At 64.7% G+C, this 11726-nt stretch carries 11 protein-coding genes; 3 read left to right on the top strand and 8 right to left on the bottom strand.

Translation table 11 applies throughout. From position 1 onward, the window contains the following. Nucleotides 1-258 precede the first annotated feature (258 nt). Nucleotides 259-1041, bottom strand: a complete 783-nt coding sequence (locus JQ591_RS15650) for a carboxymuconolactone decarboxylase family protein (RefSeq protein ID WP_211396887.1) — start codon at nt 1039-1041, stop codon at nt 259-261. A 262-nt stretch (nt 1042-1303) separates the two neighbouring features. Here JQ591_RS15650 and JQ591_RS15645 point away from each other — a divergent pair, with 262 nt between their 5' ends. Then, nucleotides 1304-2203, top strand: coding sequence for a LysR family transcriptional regulator (locus tag JQ591_RS15645; protein WP_211396886.1), 900 nt, complete (start codon nt 1304-1306; stop codon nt 2201-2203). A gap of 49 nt (nt 2204-2252) precedes the next feature. Here the strand turns inward: JQ591_RS15645 and JQ591_RS15640 are convergent, their stop codons facing one another. The 5 genes from JQ591_RS15640 to JQ591_RS15620 all read right to left on the bottom strand — a co-directional run bounded on the left by JQ591_RS15640 (nt 2253) and on the right by JQ591_RS15620 (nt 7170). Continuing rightward, nucleotides 2253-3566 carry an NAD(P)H-dependent oxidoreductase gene (locus JQ591_RS15640; RefSeq protein ID WP_211396885.1) on the bottom strand — a complete coding sequence of 438 codons (1314 nt, stop codon included), beginning with the start codon at nt 3564-3566 and terminating at the stop codon, nt 2253-2255. A 161-nt stretch (nt 3567-3727) separates the two neighbouring features. Beyond that, on the bottom strand, nt 3728-4528 hold the full coding sequence (locus tag JQ591_RS15635; protein WP_211396884.1) for a phytanoyl-CoA dioxygenase family protein: 801 nt from the start codon (nt 4526-4528) through the stop codon (nt 3728-3730). A gap of 141 nt (nt 4529-4669) precedes the next feature. Continuing rightward, nucleotides 4670-5347, bottom strand: coding sequence for a GntR family transcriptional regulator (locus JQ591_RS15630; RefSeq protein WP_211396883.1), 678 nt, complete (start codon nt 5345-5347; stop codon nt 4670-4672). 189 nt (nt 5348-5536) lie between these two features. After that, nucleotides 5537-6349 (bottom strand): alpha/beta fold hydrolase, encoded by an 813-nt coding sequence (locus tag JQ591_RS15625; RefSeq protein ID WP_211396882.1) that lies wholly within the window; start codon nt 6347-6349, stop codon nt 5537-5539. 2 nt (nt 6350-6351) lie between these two features. After that, complete coding sequence (locus tag JQ591_RS15620) at nt 6352-7170, bottom strand: alpha/beta fold hydrolase (protein ID WP_211396881.1); 819 nt, start codon at nt 7168-7170, stop codon at nt 6352-6354. 137 nt (nt 7171-7307) lie between these two features. Between JQ591_RS15620 and JQ591_RS15615 the strand changes: the two genes are divergently transcribed. Continuing rightward, nucleotides 7308-7850, top strand: a complete 543-nt coding sequence (locus JQ591_RS15615) for a methylated-DNA--[protein]-cysteine S-methyltransferase (protein ID WP_211396880.1) — start codon at nt 7308-7310, stop codon at nt 7848-7850. Nucleotides 7851-7984: 134 nt separating this feature from the next. On the opposite strand, the gene JQ591_RS15610 is transcribed toward JQ591_RS15615, so the two are convergent. Together JQ591_RS15610 and JQ591_RS15605 are read right to left on the bottom strand one after the other, a co-directional pair. Then, nucleotides 7985-9529, bottom strand: a complete 1545-nt coding sequence (locus JQ591_RS15610; protein ID WP_211396879.1) for an acyl-CoA synthetase — start codon at nt 9527-9529, stop codon at nt 7985-7987. A 187-nt stretch (nt 9530-9716) separates the two neighbouring features. Then, entirely contained in the window at nt 9717-10889 is a 1173-nt protein-coding gene (locus tag JQ591_RS15605) for an acetyl-CoA C-acetyltransferase (protein WP_211396878.1), read from the bottom strand. A 207-nt stretch (nt 10890-11096) separates the two neighbouring features. On the opposite strand from JQ591_RS15605, the gene JQ591_RS15600 reads away from it, so the two are divergent. Further along, nucleotides 11097-11699 (top strand): TetR family transcriptional regulator, encoded by a 603-nt coding sequence (locus JQ591_RS15600; RefSeq protein WP_249136980.1) that lies wholly within the window; start codon nt 11097-11099, stop codon nt 11697-11699. Nucleotides 11700-11726: the final 27 nt, after the last annotated feature.

Below are 11726 nucleotides of genomic sequence, written 5' to 3'. Positions count from 1 at the left end.
GTCCTCCCTCGAATCTTTGCAAATCCGAAGGAATCACAGGCCCGCCAATGCCGCTCACCTTTTTTCGGTCAGGCTCTAAGGGGCGCGAACCGGGCGCGCGCCGATCATCGGTTCGAGATACCGATTTCCGCGATGTTTCGTGCGATAGGCCCGGTCGATCGAATCCATGATCGCTTGGGCGTGGGCATCCAGCGCCGCCGATGCGGCGCCACCGGCGACGATGCCGATGGCCTGTCGACGGGAGGTACGGCGGCATCGCTACGGGGACCTCTTCTCGATGACTTCCTTGATCACCGGCGCTGCCGAGAATGCGTTGGGCCAACCGGCATAGAATGCAAGATGTCCGACGACCTCGCCGGCTTCTTCCTTGGTCAACCCGTTATCCATCGCCCGGTTCAGATGGTAGGTGATCTGCGCGACCTGGCCGGTCGCGACGAGGGCACTGACCGTGGTGAGACTTCGGTCGCGCGGGGCGAGCCCCGGCCTGAGCCAGAGGTCGCGGAACAGCACGTCCGTCGTGTCCTGGACGAGGCTGGGCGTGATCTTGCCGAACTGCTCGCCGACCCGGGTCGCTCGCTGCGCCTCTGCCGCCTCGTCGAGGGGAAGCTGGGGACCGGAGGCCGGCGGAAGCTGGTCGGTGCCGATGTTGCGGCCCTTGAACACGTCCTTGGCCGCAGCAACGGCATCCATCGCATTGGCCCATCCGGTGTAGAATGCCAAATGCGTGATGATCTCCGACAATTCGGCCGGCTTCACGCCGTTGTCGAGCGCGAGGTTGAGATAGTACGGTAATTCGACCGTCTGATCTCGAGCGATGAGCGCGGCGATCGTGACGATGCTCCGGTCGCGCGCGGGCAGCCCCGGCCGCTTCCAGAGATCGCCGCGCACGACGTCCTTTGCATATTTTTCGAGGGCGGGCGCTACGGCCCGAATGTCTTCGGTCGTGGGCATGGCCTTTACTCCTTCGATGATTGTCTGTTGACCGTTGGCCGCGCCAGCGACGAGCGAAAGCGAAAGTACGGTTGCTGCGAGAAGCTTCATTGATGTCCTCCACGGTTGGCAGGTTCATCATCAGCCACGACGCGACTAGCGCGGCGCAGAGCACGGGTGACGGCGTTGGCGAGAAACACGGCGTTCAGTCCGGCTCCCTGACGACCAAGCCAAGCGCGGACTTGCCTTCCGGCGATCCGTCCTCCGCGCCAAGCACTGCCGTCGGAGCAGCCGGTCAGCATCCAAAGTAGGCGCTTGGGCTCGTTCAGATTAGATGATAAAAGCCAATTAGATTGATTGGAGTAGCCTATAAATGGAACGCGCCGACGCGAGCGATCTGCTCGCCTTCCTTGCCGTGGCGAGGGAGCGCAGCTTCACCCGCGCGGCGGCGCGGCTGGCGATCGCTCAGCCGACGCTCAGTCAAATCGTCCGGAATCTGGAAGAGCGGCTGGGCGTAAGGTTGCTGAACCGTACCACCCGCAGCGTTACGCCGACGCAAGCTGGCGAGCGGCTGCTGCAGAAGATCGGACCCAAGTTCGACGAGATGGATGCCGAGCTCGGAGCCTTGAGCGAACTACGCGAAAAGCCGGCCGGGACGATCCGAATTACCGCGACGGAATATGCGGCGCAGGCGATCCTGATGCCTGCCATGGCCAAACTCGTGCCGCTGTATCCGGACATCAAAGTCGAGGTGATGATCGACGTTGGCCTCACGAACATCGTGGTCGCGCAGTACGACGCCGGGATTCGGCCAGGCGAACTAGTCGCGAAGGACATGATCGCGGTGCGGGTCGGTCCGGACTTGCGCATGGCCGTGGTGGGCTCGCCGTCCTACTTCGCATCCCGAGTGAAGCCGCGGACACCGCAGGATCTGACGCAGCATAACTGCGTCAACCTTCATCTACCCACCCACGGCGGAAGTCTCTACGCGTGGGAGTTCGAGAGAAACGGACGCGACGTCAAAGTGCGCGTGGACGGGCAACTTGTCTTCAACAGTTCGGGCGCCCTGCTTCAGGCGGCACTGCAGGGTCTCGGCCTAGCCTATCTGATCGAAGGCAACGTGCAGCCCTATCTCTCTAGCGGCGAACTCATCCGTGTGTTGTCGGATTGGTGCCCGCCGTTCTCCGGATATCACTTGTACTATCCGAGCCGCAGACAATCGTCGCCTGCGTTCTCACTGTTGGTTGATGCTCTTCGATATCGCGGGAAATAATGGAAGCCGAAGACTAACCTTCAAGAGGTGAAGTTCATCCCGGCACGGTCTACCCCTCTTTCGCGAACGCCGCCTCCATTGCCTTCCGCGTCCTGATCGTCTCGTTGCCCGCGTCGAACTCGACGTCGCTCCAGCGCACGATCTCGCCATGTGCGACGTCGTGCTTCAACTTGAGCCGATGCGCCAGCCCGATCGGCAGGGCGCCGGCCTTGAGGCTCGCGGCCGCCGGCACCAGCTTGCCCCAAACGGTGTAGCCGCCTTCGCCGTCCAGCATCTCGCCGGCGCGCAGATTACGTTTTGCCACGGAGGCGACGTCGCCGCGGAAACCATGGGGCTGCCCCGTCGGCTCGCCCCGCAGCGCGGCCGACAGCACCGAGATGTTCAGCTCGAGCCCGATCAGATGATAGGGCTTGTACATCGCAGCGTATCGCCCGCTGCCGTCGGTCTTCAGGCCGTATTGCCTGAAGCAGTCGGCGGCGTAGTCGTTCGGCGCCTCCAGCACGACGTAGACGCCCCAGCGCAGATCGCGAAACACCGGTCGGCCGTCGCGCTCGAGCGAGGAGACCACCTCCACGACGCCCGACCGCTCCAGCACGCCGCCCTTGCTGCGCGGCCGCATGATATGCGGCAGGTCGTCGACGCCGCAGGGTGGAAACAGCAGGCCCTCCGCGGGCACGTCCAGTCCGCAGGCATTGGCGATCGCGGCCATCTCGATCGCCGACTTGGTGCCGTCGAGGAAGGAGTTGAACATCTGCGGATTCATCCCGGCCGATTGCGCCTCGCCCGCGGTCAACCCGTAATGCTGCCAGACGCCATCCGGCGTCACGTCGTGATAGGCCGGCAGATATTTTGTCCCTTTGCCGGCGGCGACCACGTGAAAGCCGGTGGCGCGGGCCCAATCCACCATCTCCGCGGTCAGCGCCGGCTGGTCGCCATAGGCCAGCGAATAGACCACGCCGGCCTTGCGGGCTTCCTCGGCGAGCAGCGGACCCGCCAGCACGTCGGCCTCGACATTGACCATCACGATATGCTTGCCCGCCGCGATCGCCGCGCGCGCGTGCTTGATGCCGACGGCCGGATTGCCGGTCGCCTCCACCACCACGTCCATCGCGCCGCCGGCAATGGCGCGCGCGCCGTCATCGGTGAAAACAGTGGCGGCGATCCGCGCCGCGTCCCAGCCGACGGTGCGGCAGGCCTCGCGCGCGCGGTCGCGATCGACGTCGACGATGATAGGCACCTCCAGCCCCGGCGTGTGCTGCACCTGCGCCAGAAACATCGAGCCGAATTTGCCGGCGCCGATCAGCGCGACGCGGACGGGCTTGCCGGCGGAAGCGCGGGCCTGGAGGAGGCGGAAGAGGTTCATGGGGATGTCCTGCGGAATGATCGTGTCCCGGACGCGGTGCAGCGCGTAGCGCTGCTCCGCAGAGCCGGGACCCAGTGTAAGGGAATCCGTGCCGCGTGGGCCCCGGCTCTGCAGCGCACCGCTAAAGAAGCGCTGCGCTGCGTCCGGGGCACAAGAGTGTCTTACTCCGCCGCCTGACGCGGCGCACGGGCGAGCCGCACCAGCGCGTCGTCGTCCACCTTCTTGATCGGCGCGAAGTCGCGATGCGCGATGTACTCCGGCCTTGTCGGGGTTCGGATGTAGTTCGAAACCGCGTTCAGCGTCAGGTACACGATCTTGCGCGGGTAGGGCGTGATGTTGCCGGCCGAGCCATGCACGAGATTGCCGTGGAACATCAGCATGCCGCCGGGCTTGCCGGTCGGCGCCACGATGCCGCCCTGCTTGACGAGGCGCGTCACGGTCTCCTCGTCGAGCGTCCACAGCGGATAGGAGGTCGTCGCAAGGTCGTGCGAGGCCTTGAGGTCGCCGGCGTTCTGGCTCTGCGGCACCAGCATCAGGGGACCGTTGATCGGCATCACCTCGTCCAGGAAGATCGCGATGTTCATCGCGCGCGGCTCGGGCATGCCGTCGTCGCGCTTCCACGTGCCGTAATCCTGGTGCCATTGCCAGACGTCGCCGGTGAAGGCGGATTTCGCGTTGATCTTGAACTGGTGCATGTAGACCGGCTCACCGAACAATTGCTCGACCGGGTCGATCATGCGCGGATGCGCACCCAGAATGCCGAACGCCTCGTTGTAGAGATGCGCGGCAAAGGCCGTGCGCGGCGCGCCGCTCTTCTCGCGCCAGACTTCCGGCCGGTTCGCGTCATAGATGGCGACCGCCTCGCGCGCGAGGAGATCGACTTCCTCTGGGCTGAACAATTCGGGCAGGAACAGCCAGCCCTCGCGGTGGAAGAACTCCAGTTGCTCCTGGGACAGTTTCATGGGGCGTCCTCCTTTGGTTTGTTTTTGTTATATTCGTCGTTCCGGGGCGGTCCGTAGGACCGAACCTCAGGTGCGCAATTGCGCACCGGGGAACCTCGAGATTCCGGGCTCACGCTTCGCCTGCCCCGGAATGACGGCGACCTACGCCGCCGCCTCGTTCGTTGCCCTCAATCTCTCTTCGGTCATTCGTCCCGCGGTCTGCGCATGGGCAAGCGCCGCACGTTCGGCCGCCTTCGCATCGCCCGCGAGAATGTGTCCGGCAATGTCGGCATGCTCGGCCCAGGCACTGCCGCGATAATCGAGCTCCGACAGCACCGTCGCCATCGAGCGGCGCATATGGGGCCATTGCGGCGTAATCGTCTCTTCGATCACGGGATTGCCGGCGAGCCGATAGATCGCGCGATGAAACTCGACGTCGAGCGCGATCAGCTCGGCGAGCGTGGTCTTGCCGTCGATCCTGCGCCCGGCGGCGAGCGCCGCCTCCAGCCGCGCGCGTCCCGCCGCATCGCTTGCGGCGCGTCCGCCGGCAAGCCGCGCCGCCAGCGCATCGATCGCGCCGCGCACCTCGTAGAGCTGGCGGATGCGTGCGGGATCGAGCTGGGTGACTTCAAAGCCGCGCCGGCCGCTCTCGGCGACGAGTCCCTGCCGGTGCAACAGGTGCAGCGCATGCGACACCGGCTGGCGCGACACGCCGAGCCTGTCGGCAAGCTCGTTCTGCCGGATGCGCTGGCCGGGCTGCAGCGTGCGGTCGGAGATCGCCTCCAGGATCCGCGCATAGACCTGGTGGATCAAGTTCGGAAGCGGGTCGAGAGGGATCACGCCGGCAGCTCCGAGAGTCATGATAGGGAATACAGAATTCCGTGTTTGAAGATACGGCGAGAGGATAAGGGCGTCAAGCGCGGCCAAGGCGGCGTCCGACCTCGTTTTTTCGTTCTTCTAAGTCATTGATATTGCTGGGGCCGGCTACTGTACATGGGGTTGTTTTCGAGGAAAAAGAGGGCAGGTCGCTTACTCCGCCAGGAACGCGACCACCGCCTCGCCGAACTCCAGCGGCGCCTGCTCGAACATCCAGTGGCCGGCCTTGGGGATCACGGCCGTCTTGGCGCCCGCGATGTGCGCGGCCAATACGCGCCACATCACCGACAGGCTCCCCGTCGTCGCGCCGCCGCCGATCAGCAGCGTCGGCGTTCTGATCGCCTGCGCATCCGCGAGCGTGTAGGGCCGGCGCTGCTCGTTGATCTGGCCGAGGAAGGTGATGGCGTTGTCGCGCAATTGCTGCTTCGCCGCCGCCGGCACGCGCCGCCACGTGCCGTCGCCTTCGATGCCTTCGTAGAAGTTCTGCAGCGCGGCCTCGATGTCGCCGGCGCGGATCATCTCGACCGAGCGCGCCGTGCGCGCGGCCAGCGGCGGGTGCGCGGGCGTGCCTGCCGGCACAGGCAGGCTGGCATCAAGATCGCCGCCGGGCTCGGCCAGCACCAGCTTGCGCAACAGATCGGGCCGCGCCTGCGCCACGCGAAAGGCGATGTGGCCGCCGCGGGAATGGCCCATCAAATCGACCGGCCCGGGTTCGACCTGCTCGATGAAGGCGATCACGTCAGCGACGTGCTGGGCCATCTTGTAATCGTCGCCGACGGCGTCCCAATGCTCGGGAAAGAAATGCCGCAGGCTGACCGAAATCACGCGATGCGATTTCGACAGGGGACCGAGCACCGAATACCAGGTGCGGAAATCGCCGAGCGTGCCGTGCACGCACACCAGCGGCGGTCCTCGTCCCACTTCGAGATAGGCCATGTCGTAACCGTTGACGCAAAATGTCTGCATGATCAGCTCGCCAGAAAATCCAGCACCACTTCGGAGTATTTCTGCGGCGCCTGCTCGAACATCGGGTGCGTCGCGTTCGGGATGACGGCCGTCCTGGAATACGGCACATGCGCGGCGAGCGCATGCAGCACTTTCGGCAGCAGGCCCTTGGTTCGCGCACCCAGGACGAACAGCGTCGGCACCTTGATCGCCTCCGCATCCGCCTTCGAGAATGGCGGGCGGTTGTCGCGGACCTGGCCGATCAGCGTGTACGCGTTGTCGCGCAGATTCTGCTTCACCATGGCCGGCAGCCGCGGCCAGGTGCCGGCTCCCTCCAGCGTGTCGACAAAGACGGCGAGGCCGCCATCGACGTCGCCGGCCGCGATCTTCTCGGCCGAGGCCGTGAACCGCGCCAGCAGCGGCGAGGGGCCGCCGGCATAGTCGGGATCGAGGCTGGCATCGAGCTCGCCGCCGGGCTCGGCCAGGACCAGCCGCCGGAGCAGCTCCGGCCGCCGCTGCGCCACGCGGAAGCAAATGTGCCCGCCGCGGGAATGGCCCATCAAATCAACCGGGCCGAGGTCGAGTTCCTCGATGAAGGCGATGACGTCTTGGACATGCTGGGCGATCGAATAGGTGTCGCCGACGCCATCCCAGCGGTCGGGGAAGAAGTGCCGCAGGCTGACAGCAATCACCCGGTGCCGCTGCGTCAGCGTGCCGAGCACGCAGCCCCAGACCCGGAAGTCATTGAGCGACCCGTGGACGCAGACCAGCGGCGGCCTTCCTCGCTCTTCGCCCACGTCGAGATAGGGCATGTCGTATCCGTTGACGTGGAGGCTCTGCATTCTGGGCTCGCGAAAGGGGGGCGGAACTCCTGTGCAAGATTCCCGGAAACCGGGTGGATCGCAACTATTTCCAAGCCTAGATTTAGTCTCAGATCACAATGGGGGCATGCGAGGGAACGCAAGCCAGGGACCAAGCCATGACCGACCAGCATTTTGCCCTGTTCGATAGCAAGATCGGCCTATGCGCCATTGCCTGGGGTCCGCGCGGCATCAACGGCACGCAACTGCCGATGGGCGGCGAGCAGAAGATCCGCACCCGCATCAGCCAGCGCCATGCCGACGCCAGCGAAGCCGAGCCGACCGCCGAAGTGCGGCAGGCGATCGACCGCATCACAAAACTGCTCGCGGGCGAGCCGGATGACCTCACCGACATCCCGCTCGATCTCGACGGCGTGCCCGACTTCAACCGCGGCGTCTACGCGATCGCCCGCACCATTCCGCCGGGCAAGACCGTCACCTATGGCGACATCGCCAAGCAGCTCGGCGGTGTCGAGCTGTCGCGCGACGTCGGCCAGGCGCTCGGCCGCAATCCGTGCCCGATCGTCGTGCCCTGCCATCGCGTGCTGGCGGCCGGCAACAAGCCCGGCGGCTTCTCTGCGAATGGCGGCGTGGTCACGAAGCTGAAGATGCTGGAGATCGAAGGCGCGCTGGTGAACCACACGCCGAGCTTGTTTGATTGAGGCTGGGCTCTCGTGCCCCGGACGCGGTGCGGCACATAGTGACGCACTGCAGAGCCGGGGCACAGCACCTCAGCGAGATGGGTCCCGGCTCTGCGGCGCACCGCTACGCGCTGCACCGCGTCCGGGACACTCGCCTAAATCTTCGCTGCCGCCTTCGGCCAATATTTGTCACGCAGATGCCGCTTCACCAGCTTGCCGGTCGGCGTGCGCGGCAGCTCGGCTTCGAAATCGATCGAGCGCGGGCATTTGATCGCCGAGAGGCGGCTCTTGCAGTAGGCGATCAGGTCAGCCTCGAACGCCTTGCCGGCGCGCTTCGGATCGTGCGGCTGCACCACCGCCTTGACCTCTTCGCCCATCTCCTCGTTCGGCACACCGAACACGGCGACGTCGGCGACCTCGGGGTGGGTGATGAGCACGTCCTCGGTCTCCTGCGGGTAGATATTCACACCACCCGAGATGATCATGTAGGACTTGCGGTCGGTGAGGAACAGAAAGCCATCCTTGTCGAGATAGCCGACGTCGCCGAGCGTCGACCAGCCTTTTGCGTTGTAAGCCTTCTTCGTCTTCTCGGGATCGTTGTGATAGGTGAAAACAGGCGCGTCGGCGAAATAGACCGTGCCGATCTCGCCCGTCGGCTGCTCCTCGTCGTTCTCGTCGAGAATCTTGATCTTGCCGACCACGGCGCGGCCGACGCTGCCGCGGTGCTCCAGCCATTCCTTCGAGTTGCAGACGGTGACGCCGTTGCCTTCGGAGCCCGCGTAATACTCGATCAGGATCGGCCCCCACCATTCGATCATCTTTGCCTTGACCTCGACCGGGCAGGGGGCGGCGGCGTGGATCGCGCCCTTCAGGGTCGAGACGTCGTAGCGGTTGCGGACCTCGTCCGGCAGCTTGAGCATGCGCACGAACATGGTCGGCACGAGCTGCGCGTGGGTCACCTTGGACGTTTCGACCAGCTTCAGGAAATCTTCGGCGTCAAAGTGCTCCATGATGATGGAGGTGCCGCCGAGCACGATCGCCATCATGTTGAAGCGCAAGGGAGCCGCGTGGTAGAGCGGTGCGGGTGAGAGATAAGTAGTCTCGGCGTTCATGCCGCACATGCTGGCGCAGAGCACGCGCAGAAACGCGTTCGGCTCGTCGATCGGCTTGCCCTCGAACGCCTTCTTGATGCCCTTGGGCCGCCCGGTGGTGCCCGACGAATACAGCATGTCGTAGCCGGCGACCTCGTCGGCGATCGGCGTTGTCGGCTGCGCGGCCGCTTCCTTGTCGTAGGAGCGGAAGCCGGCTTGCGGCTCGTCCATCATGTAGAAGACCGGCTCGCCGGCGGCGCCCTTGATCAGGCCCTTGATCTGGTCGGCGCATTTGGGTGTGGTGATCACGACCTTGGCGCCGCAATCGGCGATGATGTAGTCGATCTCGTCCTGCTTCAGGTAGCGGCTGATCGCGGTGTAATAGAGCCCGCTGCGTTGCGCAGCCCAGCAGACCTCCATGAAGGCGAGGCGGTTCTCCATCAGCAGCGCGATGTGGTCGCCGGCCTTCAGCCCGAGCGAGCGGAACAGCTGCGCGCCCTGGTTCGAGAGCTCGTCGAGCTCGCGATAGGTGATCGCCTTGCCGGTGGCGGCCATCCGGTAGGCGATCTTGTTTGGCTTGGTCTTGGCGTAGACGGACGGATGCGTCATGGTCGAGATCTCTCAACAAGAAAGGTGTCATCCCGGCGCAGGCCGGGATCCATAGCCACCAATCCAGATTGTTGAAACGCGATGTTGCCCAGCTAGTCCTAACCACAAATTTCTGTGGTTATGGGTCCCGGCCTGCGCCGGGACGACACCTTCAAATGTGGCAACGCCTGAGCGATGCAATGCGGACTTACAGCCGCTCGACGATCGTTACATTCGCCATGCCGCCGCCTTCGCACATGGTCTGGAGGCCGTAGCGCTTGCCGCGCTGATGCAGGGCGTGCACCAGCGTCGTCATCAGCTTGGTGCCGGAGCCGCCGAGCGGATGGCCGAGCGCGATGGCGCCGCCATTGACGTTGAGACGCGCCGGATCGGCACCGGTGGTCTTCAGCCACCCCGTCGGCACCGAGGCAAACGCCTCGTTGACCTCGAACAGGTCGATGTCGTCAATCGTCATGCCGGCCTTCTCCAGCGCGCGCTTGGTGGCGTGCAGCGGTGCGTCCAGCATGATCACGGGATCGCCGCCCATCATGGTCATGTGATGGACGCGCGCCAGCGGCTTCACGCCAAGCTGCTTGAGGCCGCGCTCGTTCACCACCATCACGCCGGAGGCGCCGTCGCAGATCTGGCTGGCGCTGGCCGCGGAGAGCTTGCCGTTCTCGGCGATCAGCTTGACGCCCTTGATGCCGTCGAGTGTGGCGTCGAAGCGGATACCCTCGTCGATGTGGTGGGTGTCCTTGGAGCCGTCGGCGCGGGTGATCTCGAGCGGCACGATCTCCGTCTTGAAATGGCCGGCCTGCGTTGCCGCGATCGCGCGCTGATGGCTGTTGTAGGAGTATTCGTCGAGCTCATCCTTGGAGAGACCGTACTTCTCGGCCATCATCTCCGCGCCGGTGAACTGGCTGAACACGATGTTCGGATAACGGTGCTCGATACCCGGGCTCTTGTAATTGCCGAAGCCATTCTTGGCGGGAAGCTGCGACGACAGGCCCATCGGCACGCGCGTCATCGATTCCACGCCGGCAGCGATCACCACGTCCATCGCGCCGGACATCACGGCTTGAGCTGCGAAGTGCAGCGCCTGCTGCGAGGAGCCGCATTGGCGGTCAATCGAGGTGCCCGGCACGCTCTCCGGCAGTTTCGAGGCCATGATCGCGTTGCGCGCGACGTTGTTGGACTGCTCGCCGACCTGCATGACGCAGCCCATGATCACATCCTCGACCAGCGCGGGATCGACCTTGGTGCGGTCGACCAGTTCGTCCAGCACCTTCGCAGCGAGATCGGCCGGATGCCATCCGGCGAGGCGGCCCCCCTTGCGCCCGCCGGCGGTACGCGCAGCGGCGACGATGTAAGCCTCGGCCATGTCGGTTTCTCCCTGGATTATTTTGAACGGTTGGTTGTCGGGGCGGATTTAAGGGGCGACTGGTTGTTTAGTCAATCGATCAATTAACTCTTGTGGCGAGGCGCTGCTTGGGCTTATCTGCGCGCCTCTCGACGCACAGCAGAGATCTCCGTGACTACCAGCGTACCGAACAGACTCCCCAGCGGAAAAAATTCCACGGCAGAGAAATTGCTCGTGGCCGCGAGCGAGCTGATGATCGAACGCTCCTCGATCGAGATTTCGCTGAGCGACATCGCGCAGAAGTCCGGCGCCAACGCTGCGCTGGTCAAATATCACTTCGGCAACAAGGACGGCCTGCTGTTGGCGCTGCTCGAGCGCGACGCGGGAACGGAACTGTCCAATCTCGAATACCTGCTGGCCCAGCCGATCACGCCGACCGCGAAGTTGAAGCTGCATATCGGCGGCATCATTCGCGCCTATCACCGGTTTCCCTATATGAACCGGCTGATCCACTATCTGCTGCACGAGAGCGTCGCGGGCTCCGCGGACGAAGTCTCGAAATTTTTCGTCGCGCCGCTGCTGGATTTCCATCGGCGCCTGCTCGCCGACGGCGTCAGCCAGGGCGAATTCCGCGCCACCGATCCGGTGCTGTTCTACACCAGCCTGATCGGCGCCTGCGATCATTTGTTCTTCGGCCGGCACGCGATGTCGCGCGCGACCGGCGTCGGCCCGGTCACCGACGACGTCTGCCGGCAATACATCAAGCACATGGAAACGCTGATCTGCGGCGGCATCCTCACGCAAGTCGAGGAAGCCACCGCGGCCGGATAATTCCGGCCAAACTCTCAATGTCCAGAG

The organism is Bradyrhizobium canariense, assembly GCF_018130465.1.
GTDB lineage: Bacteria > Pseudomonadota > Alphaproteobacteria > Rhizobiales > Xanthobacteraceae > Bradyrhizobium > Bradyrhizobium canariense_C.
Note: the sequence above shows the minus strand (reverse complement) of the source record. Positions and strands in the feature narration are given on the sequence as shown.

Coding starts and splice junctions, on each gene's coding strand:
- JQ591_RS15650 (WP_211396887.1), bottom strand. CDS start 1,041: ATGAAGCTTCTCGCAGCAACCGTACTTTCGCTTTCGCTCGTCGCTGGC.
- JQ591_RS15645 (WP_211396886.1), top strand. CDS start 1,304: ATGGAACGCGCCGACGCGAGCGATCTGCTCGCCTTCCTTGCCGTGGCG.
- JQ591_RS15640 (WP_211396885.1), bottom strand. CDS start 3,566: ATGAACCTCTTCCGCCTCCTCCAGGCCCGCGCTTCCGCCGGCAAGCCC.
- JQ591_RS15635 (WP_211396884.1), bottom strand. CDS start 4,528: ATGAAACTGTCCCAGGAGCAACTGGAGTTCTTCCACCGCGAGGGCTGG.
- JQ591_RS15625 (WP_211396882.1), bottom strand. CDS start 6,349: ATGCAGACATTTTGCGTCAACGGTTACGACATGGCCTATCTCGAAGTG.
- JQ591_RS15620 (WP_211396881.1), bottom strand. CDS start 7,170: ATGCAGAGCCTCCACGTCAACGGATACGACATGCCCTATCTCGACGTG.
- JQ591_RS15615 (WP_211396880.1), top strand. CDS start 7,308: ATGACCGACCAGCATTTTGCCCTGTTCGATAGCAAGATCGGCCTATGC.
- JQ591_RS15610 (WP_211396879.1), bottom strand. CDS start 9,529: ATGACGCATCCGTCCGTCTACGCCAAGACCAAGCCAAACAAGATCGCC.
- JQ591_RS15605 (WP_211396878.1), bottom strand. CDS start 10,889: ATGGCCGAGGCTTACATCGTCGCCGCTGCGCGTACCGCCGGCGGGCGC.